The organism is Thiocystis violacea (assembly GCF_016583565.1).
GTDB classification, from domain to species: Bacteria; Pseudomonadota; Gammaproteobacteria; order Chromatiales; family Chromatiaceae; genus Thiorhodococcus; species Thiorhodococcus violaceus_A.
Window position 1 is genome coordinate 1 of sequence record NZ_NRRF01000121.1, and the last position, 7,309, is coordinate 7,309.

Genomic DNA, 7,309 nt, shown 5'->3' on the forward strand with positions numbered 1-7,309 from the left:
CCTTCCCCCCACGTCCCCCCCACGCGGGGGATGTCCAGGACACACCAGACCGACGGCTCCGACCGCGGCTGGGGACGACCCGCGTGACCGCCTCCGCGCGGAGCACTGGCAATCGAAGCTCGGCGTCGATCATTCTTCGGGCCAGTCGTCTTCGGTAGGGTGGACAAGCGCAGCGCAGTCCACCAACAACGGCGCGGGGTTCGGTGGACTTCGCTCTCGCTCGTCCACCCTACCGGTCCAACCGATGACCAAGGGCCGAGGGGCCGGCTCAGCCGGCGCCGACCTTCGTCGGCCTCCCGCTTCGGAGGAGCTTGCGCACGTCCACCAGGCCGACCACCAGGAAGAAGACACCGAGACAGAGGCTGCCCACCAGCAGCGCGTGCCAACCCGTGCGATCTTGGAGCCAGCCGCTCGCCAAGTAGAGCGCGATGCCGAAGACGACATAGCCCAGCACCTTGCCGACCTCATAGGGCACCGGATAGTAGTAGCGCCCCAGCACATAGGACATGACCACCATCGAGCTGTAACAGATCAGGTGCGCCCAGGCGGCGCCCTCGTAGCCATAGCTGGGAACCCACCAGAGCAGAAGCCCGATCGTGATGATGGAGCCAACCAACGAGACCCCCGCCCCGAGCAGCGTGCGGTCGCTGAGCTTGTACCAGATCGAGAGATTGACGTAGATCCCGAGACAGAGGTTCGCGAGCAGCAGCACCGGCACGACATGCAGCCCTTCGCGGTAGGCGCTGCCGACGAAGTACTGGAAGACGTCCATATAGAGCGTCACGAGCAGGAAGAGAAAGACGCAGCAGATGACGAACCAGTTGAGCACGATGGCATAGGTGCGACCCGCGTCGGCCTGTTTCGCGTAGCTGAAGAAGAAGGGCTCGCCGGCATAGCGGAATGCCTGGATGAAGAGCGACATGAGGATCGAGAGCTTGTAGCAGGCGCTGTAGATGCCGAGCTGCGCCATGTTGGTCGCATCGTCATAGGGCAGCAGATACTTGAGTGCCGCCCGGTCCAGCATCTCGTTGATGATGCCCGCGAAACCAATGACGACCATGGGGAGCGAGTAACGGATGAGGCGCGCGAAGAGCGCCGCATCGAACACGGCAAAGCCATCCCGGAATTGCGGCGTCAGCAGCGCGAGCTTGATCAGACTCGCGACCAGGTTGGCGATGAAGACATAGCCCACGCCGATCTCGGGCCGCCAGAGCTGGCCGAACAGCGACTGCGGGTCGCTCTCATAGGCATGGCGGCAGACATAGATGAAGAAGATGGTGATACCCACGTTCACGCCGATCTCGATGAGCTTGAGCGTGGCGAAGCGCGCGGCGCGATTCTCCGCCCGCAACCGCGCGAAAGCCGCGGCGCCAATCGCATCCAACGCCAGAATGGCGGCGCTCCACCAGACATACTCCGGGTGGTCCGCATGGCGCAGCAGCTCGGCGATCGGCTCACGCATCAAGAAGATCGCGAGCAAAAACAGCACGTTGGCCAATATCAGGAATCTCAGAACGGTGCCGTAGACCACCTCGGGCGCATGGTCGCCGGTCGAGCGAAAGCGGAAGTAGCCGGTCTCCATCCCGAAGGTCATCAACACCGCCAGGAAGCCCATGTAGGCATAGAACTCGGCGATGACACCGTACTGCGCCGGGGCGAAGCTATAGGTGAGAAAGGGGACCAGCAGGTAATTGAGGAAGCGTCCGAAGACGCTGCTGACGCCATAGATGGCGGTCTGCGAGGCGAGTCGTTTGAGCGGGTTCAAGGCGGGCCGTCCAGCATGCGTCCTGTCGAAAGAGAGCGCGCATTCTATACCCTCTGTCTCGGCAGTGAGGGCGGCGAACGGCAGGTGGCAGGTGGCAGGTGGCAGGTGGCAGGTGGCAGGTGGCAGGTGGCAGTTGAAGCATCGAACCATGGCAGGGAGACTGCAACAGTCCATCTCCCTGCCATGCGCGCGGTCGCAGCCTGTGACGCGATTCAGCGGACTTGGTCGAGGGGATGCCCCGGGCGCTGCGGCGGCCCTTGTGCTGGAACCTTCGGCTGGGCCGGAGGCCGCGCCGGCGGCTGAGGCCGAGGCCGGAGCGACGGTCGAACCGGAGGTCGTGCCGGCGGCTGAGCAGGCGGCTCGGGCGGCTGCGCCGGGCGCGGGGGATCTGGTCGCGGCGGTCTGGGTATGGGCTGCACGAAGTCGGGCCATGTGCTCGCGCGACGGGCGTCTTCGTGGGCCTGGACGCGCGCCGCCTCCAGCTCAAGGAGCTGGCGCTGGCGTTCGACCCGCTCCATGTCGGCCAGCCGGCGGGCCTGCTCGCGCTGCAGGCGCTCGGCCTCCATGACGCGCGTCTGATTCATCACCGAATAGGGATTCTCGGTCGTCTGCGACACGCCTTGGTCGGCGCGCGACGGCGTCTCGACATCGACCGACCGATGGGGTCGATTCGGGACCCGGTCACTGTAGTGGACCTCGCCCTGATCATCGGTCCAGCGATAGAGCGGCTCAGCCCCGGCGACGCTCAGGTGCAGCGCGAGCGCGACCACGGACAGCCGACACCAGCAACTCCTGTCAGACATGGCAACAATCCTCGCTCCATGCTCAGTCGCAATGCCCCGCTTGGACGCCGCGGCACCACGGCCGCGACAGCCTCAGCTTTCCCAGGGCCGGCTCAGACAAATTGTCTTGGCGTCGAGCAGAAAGGCATAGATCTCATGCAGACGCTCGGGAAACTGGATCGCATCGCCCTCGCACGGATACTTACGCATCAGGATCTCGCGCGCGGCCTTCGGCAAATCGTAGAGATCGACCAGGGACATGCCCCAATCGTCGAAGTAGTTCTCTGCGATGGGCTCGTAGGAGATGAGCCTGAGGTGATGGTGGCGAGCGTCGTGGATGATGCGCGCGTAGAGGTCGTTCACCGCCTCATCGGGGCCTTCCAACACCTGCAGGAACTGATCCCCGGACAAGACCAACAAACCGGTGACGCCAAGCGCGCGGTTGTTCTCCGCACTCTTGCTCACCAGCGCGCGCAACGCCTCGTTCGTGATGAAGGTGTCGGTGCAGGTACTGCGATAGATGAGTCGGGAACGGCCCATGGTGCCCTCCGCGCGTCGTGTCTGCGATCGTTTGCCGCGTCCGCCGGCCCGCCGTAAAAATGCCTGTGTCTAGCCCAGGCTTATAACGCCAAATCGATGCCCGATACCAGTAGTCCCGGCAAGAGGGCGCTCGCATTGGATCTTCCCTCGTATGTCTCTGGCGAGAGGATCAGCTCGCGCTCCCGCGTCAATGCCTCGAGCCGCTCGCCCAACAGGTGATAGAGACTGTCGTCGAAACGCATGACCTCGACCGGGGCGACGAGCTCGCCGCCTTCGACCCAGAAGGTGCCGAAACGCGTCATGCCGGTCATGCGGCAATCGTTCATGTCAGACCAATTGCAGTACCAGAGATTCCCGATGCTGAGTCCGGTATCCAAGCGCGCGAGCACGTCCGGCATGGCGAGATCGCCTGCCCCGACGGCGATCGACTCGGGGACATCGGCGGCGGCGTTGACCTCCGCGCCGTACTCGCGCGCCGTGCGCGCATCCACCAGACAGTCGCGGAAGGCCCCGTCCTCGATCAGCGTCACCCGGTCCGGCTTGAGAAATCCCTCTGCCGTGAAGCGCGGCATCAGCCCTCGGACGTGCTCCTCCTGGATGTTGACCCCCGCCGCAAGGCCGCGTTCGGCGCGCACCAGCTTGAGCAGGGGGCTCTGATGCGTGCGATGGTCCTTGAGGCCGAAGCCGCCCCAGGCCAAGAGCGCCAGCAGCTCCTGGAGCGCGGCTGGCGCGAGATAGGCGCGGTAGCGGCCCGGCTGGATCACCCGTGCCGGGCGCGCCATGACCTCGAGACCGCGCCGCAGGTCGCCGACTTTGGCGCGCAGGACATCAGGCTCCCAGCGAAAGCCGCCGTAGCCGCACTTGAGTGCCTTATCGGTCTGCAGATAACTGCTCCAGTCCAGATTGAAGCTGCGGCTCTCGTGCCAGAAGCGATGCCCGACCGAGCTGCCAAGTCCCGCGCAGACCGAGCCGCTCGCCCAAATGCCGACCAGATCGAGTCCATCGGCCTCGGCGACGAGCAGATCCATGACCGCTTCGGCCGGCGGCAGCCCCTCCCCGACCTGCTCCAGGGACTCCCGCGCCTGCATCGAATAGTTGAGGTAGGGATCCTCCGGGACGAAGGGGATTCGTTCGCGCAACCGTTCGAGCAACCCCGTAGCGGTTCGCAGGTCTTGCTCGGGCACGCCGCCGAGGTCGCAGAAGGCCTCCGCCTGTCGGTGCCCATTGAGAAGGCTCAGCCCCAGTGTGGCGGATTGGAGGTGGCCGGCCTGACGAATCCGGTTCTGGCTCAGACGCGCGAAGTCGGAGGACTCGCCGCCGAGCTGGCAAAAGAGGATCTCCGTGCCGCTCAGGCCGGCACAGAGGGCCTCGGTCAGTGCAAAAAAGGCGTCGGGACTCATTCGCCACCTCCGAAGACCGCCACACGGCGAAACAGGCAGGGCGGCGAGGCATGGCCGACGTAGATGGATTGGTTCGGCTCACCCTTACCGCAGTTGCGCACCCCGCCGACCTCGAGCGCCTCACGTCCACCAACGCCGTCGAGACTGCGCCAGAAGTCCGCCGAGAGCCCGCGGTAGCCCGGATTGCGCACCAGCCCCTTGAGCTCGCCCGCCTCGATCAGGCGGCCCAGCTCGCAGCCGAACTGGAACTTGTTGCGGCTGTCGTCGATGGACCAGGAGCGATTGGTGTCCATCAGCACGCCATGCTCGACCCGCGCGACCAAATCGGTGAGCGAGCCCGCCCCCGGTTCCAGGTTGATATTGCCCATGCGGTCGATGGGCGGGCGCTCCCAGCCACTCGCGCGGCTGCACGCCGCCCCAGGCAAAGCGGCGCGCGCCTGTGACAGACGGCCACCGATCGGGCGCTCCAGCACACCGTCGCGGATCAGATACTCGCGGCTCGCCGGCGTGCCGTCGTCGTCCGCCACGCCGCTCGCCAGCTCGCCGGCGACGGTGGGATCGAAGGTGACGTTGAGCAGGTCCGAGCCATAGCGGTAATGCCCGAACATCGCCGGCGTGACGAAGCTGGTTCCGGCGTAGTTGCGCTCGTCACCCAGGATGCGATCGAGCTCGAGCGGATGGCCGATGCTCTCGTGGATCTGCAGGGTCATCTGACTCGGCATCAGCACCAGATCGCAGACCTGGGTCGGGCACTCGGGCGCCTCCAAGAGCGCGATCGCCTCCTCCGCGACCCGTGGGGCCTCCTCGAGGAAGCCGTGCAACGCCAGCGCCTCCAGACCACCCTGTCGGCCGGTGTCCGCGCCGCCGCCATGACGGCGCTGGGTCTGGTTGCCCGCGTTGGCAACCGCGAGCAAGCCGGGATGCACGGACTCGAAGACCTGCGAGACATGAGCGCCCGCACTGGTCACCAGGAGCTGCTCGAGCCGCCGATAGGCCAACCAGGCGGACCAATCGAGGATCCTGTCGTCGATGGCGAGCGAGCGGTTCGCGTGCTGGAGGAGCGCGAGCTTGTCGGCGAGCGGCATGCCGTCCCACGGCTCGCGCACGGGTGAGCGATACTCGGCGCGAAGCCGGCTGCGTGGAACCAGGGCGGCATCGAAGAGACCGAGGCGCGCGTGGACACGCGCCCAGTCCGCGGCGCGCTCGGCGGCGTCGCGCAGACCCCGCGCGCTCAGATCGCTGGTCGCGGCATAGCCGACGCCGGCACCCAGGATGATGCTGACCATCGCGCCGAGCGAGCGGCCGAGGACGGAGGGCTCGACAACGTCCTGACGGACTTCGAGGTGCTCGGTCTCCTCGGCGACCAGGCGCAGGGACCAGTCGTCGCAAGACGGAGCGGCGGCGCGGAAAGCGTCCGCGATCTGTGAGAGACAGTGCATGGAAGATTCTGGACCAGTTGAGCTGTAGCGCGCTCGACTGTCCTCAAGGGCGACGCCGCTGTCAACCGAATACCGCGACGCCCCTCGCCCGGACCCCTGGTTAAGCGGTCAGGGCCACGGCCACCTTGACCCGATTGCCGACTCCCTCGTACTGCAGGGAGCTGAAGGCGAGGTGACGGGCCATGGCGATACCACGGCCATGGCTATCGAAGGCGCGCGAGGGATCCAGGTCCAGATAGGTCTCCCACTCGAAACCTTCGCCCTGATCACAGATGGTGAAGCTCAGCTGTTCAGGCTCGCGCACGAACTCGACGGTCGCGAACCGCTCTGCCTGCTCGGGCTCGGCCAGGCGTCGCTCGACCTCATCCTGCCACAGGCCGTCCTCGATCAAACGCCCCTTCTCGGCGTAGGTGATCCCCAGGTTGCCGTGCTCGATCGCATTGAGCATCAGCTCGGATAAGCCCATGGAGATGGATTGCGGATTCGGACAGATCTGCGCCAGCACCGACGCCAGTGCAGCGACTTCGTCCAGCCGACGGAACCTGAACGTGGCCTGGAAGGCCATGCTGATGAAGGTCTGCAGCTCGGAGCCGATGCGCGCCAGATCCTTGCGGGCACGGCGATCGTCCAGCGCGGCGGTGACGATGCTGCGCAGCGCCTTGGGGGAGTAGGGCTTGGCCAGATAGTACCAGGCACCGGCGGCCAGGCCCTCGGCGACTTGCTCCGAGCTGTCGGCCGCGCTCTGCATGATGACGGGGACGTCCCTGAAGCGCGTATCGGCCTTGAGCCGCCGCAGGACATCCATCCCGTCCATGCGCGGCATCATGCGATCGAGGATCACGCCGTCATAGACAGAGGGTTCGTCTTTGAGCATCTGCCAAGCCTCGAGCCCATCCCGCGCGAAACTCAGCCGATGCTCATCGCCCAGGCAATGCGCGATGATCTCCAGATTGATGGGTTCATCATCCACGACCAGCAACTTAGCCATCACGCTCGCCCCATTGTTGCGGCCTCGGCCAACGCACCCGAAGCCGCCTCACAAATCCCATATGGCGTCATGCGCCCCCTGTCTCAGCGAAGCCGAAGGACACGTGGCAGGTCCGGTGGCACCGGGATATCCGGTATCGACGCCGGAGCGCCTCGCCCTGAGTTGCCAACTCGGCACGAAGAACAACCAAGGAACCATCCTAGCAGGGCGAGCGCGTATAAATTCTCAACCAAACACAACCTTAGCGCGGTAGTCATCGTTCCAGGTAGCCTTGCGGCGCTTCTTGGACATGCGCTGCTTGGAGGGCTCTTGTTCCAGCAGATTCATGCAAAGGTGACGGATCGAGGTCAGAATCGCTGGAGCATGGCCTTTGCGGATGCGGCAGGCGTCTTCGC

The 7,309-nt window shown here is 65.5% G+C and carries 6 protein-coding genes; all 6 read right to left on the reverse strand.

Annotation, left to right across the window (positions count from 1 at the left end):
* Positions 1 to 268: 268 nt before the first annotated feature.
* The gene (locus CKO23_RS23245; protein ID WP_200335663.1) at positions 269 to 1,765 is read right to left on the reverse strand and encodes a lipopolysaccharide biosynthesis protein; all 1,497 of its coding nucleotides are present in this window, start codon (positions 1,763 to 1,765) and stop codon (positions 269 to 271) included.
* A 212-nt stretch (positions 1,766 to 1,977) separates the two neighbouring features.
* Positions 1,978 to 2,568, reverse strand: coding sequence for a DUF4124 domain-containing protein (locus CKO23_RS23250; RefSeq protein WP_200335665.1), 591 nt, complete (start codon positions 2,566 to 2,568; stop codon positions 1,978 to 1,980).
* Between the two features lie 72 nt (positions 2,569 to 2,640).
* Positions 2,641 to 3,087 (reverse strand): BLUF domain-containing protein, encoded by a 447-nt coding sequence (locus CKO23_RS23255; protein WP_200335667.1) that lies wholly within the window; start codon positions 3,085 to 3,087, stop codon positions 2,641 to 2,643.
* An 80-nt stretch (positions 3,088 to 3,167) separates the two neighbouring features.
* Positions 3,168 to 4,487 (reverse strand): metallopeptidase TldD-related protein, encoded by a 1,320-nt coding sequence (locus CKO23_RS23260; RefSeq protein ID WP_200335674.1) that lies wholly within the window; start codon positions 4,485 to 4,487, stop codon positions 3,168 to 3,170.
* On the reverse strand, positions 4,484 to 5,926 hold the full coding sequence (locus tag CKO23_RS23265; protein WP_200335676.1) for a TldD/PmbA family protein: 1,443 nt from the start codon (positions 5,924 to 5,926) through the stop codon (positions 4,484 to 4,486). Before CKO23_RS23265 ends, CKO23_RS23260 begins: the two co-directional genes overlap by 4 nt.
* Positions 5,927 to 6,026: 100 nt before the next feature.
* Positions 6,027 to 6,914 carry a response regulator gene (locus tag CKO23_RS23270; RefSeq protein ID WP_200335678.1) on the reverse strand — a complete coding sequence of 296 codons (888 nt, stop codon included), beginning with the start codon at positions 6,912 to 6,914 and terminating at the stop codon, positions 6,027 to 6,029.
* Between the last annotated feature and the right edge of the window lie 395 nt (positions 6,915 to 7,309).

Coding starts and splice junctions, on each gene's coding strand:
- CKO23_RS23250 (WP_200335665.1), bottom strand. CDS start 2,568: ATGTCTGACAGGAGTTGCTGGTGTCGGCTGTCCGTGGTCGCGCTCGCG.
- CKO23_RS23270 (WP_200335678.1), bottom strand. CDS start 6,914: ATGGCTAAGTTGCTGGTCGTGGATGATGAACCCATCAATCTGGAGATC.
- CKO23_RS23265 (WP_200335676.1), bottom strand. CDS start 5,926: ATGCACTGTCTCTCACAGATCGCGGACGCTTTCCGCGCCGCCGCTCCG.
- CKO23_RS23260 (WP_200335674.1), bottom strand. CDS start 4,487: ATGAGTCCCGACGCCTTTTTTGCACTGACCGAGGCCCTCTGTGCCGGC.
- CKO23_RS23255 (WP_200335667.1), bottom strand. CDS start 3,087: ATGGGCCGTTCCCGACTCATCTATCGCAGTACCTGCACCGACACCTTC.